This window comes from Marinifilum sp. D737, assembly GCF_026672275.1.
In the GTDB taxonomy this organism is placed as follows: Bacteria; Bacteroidota; Bacteroidia; order Bacteroidales; family Marinifilaceae; genus Marinifilum.
In genome coordinates, this window is sequence record NZ_JANQCD010000116.1 from 1 (window position 1) to 371 (window position 371).

At 37.7% G+C, this 371-nt stretch carries 1 protein-coding gene; it reads right to left on the reverse strand.

The annotated features are described in order from the left end of the window. A partial coding sequence (locus tag NQ163_RS20680) for an enolase C-terminal domain-like protein (protein ID WP_326493344.1) occupies positions 1-371 on the reverse strand: 371 nt, incomplete at both ends.

Genomic DNA, 371 nt, shown 5'->3' on the forward strand with positions numbered 1-371 from the left:
TCCATTGGTTGTTCAACAAAAACAACTCCTTGTTCTTTCAACCAATGAATCTTATCCAATGCTTCATGCTTGTCTTTCCAACCCTGATTTACATCTACACACAAAGGAATGTCGGTAACTTTTCTGATGGTATTGATCATTTCCTCATCAGTACCACGACCAATTTTCACCTTAAGTATTTTATATGGAGCAGCTTCTTTAACTTTCTCAGTTACTACTTCAGGTTTATCAATTCCAATGGTAAATGTGGTTAAGGGAGTATCTTCCTGATTGTATCCCCAAATCTTAAACCAAGGTTTATCCAATATCTTTCCAACCAGATCGTGCAAAGCGATATCCACAGAAGCTTTAGCTGCGCAATTACCTTCTGC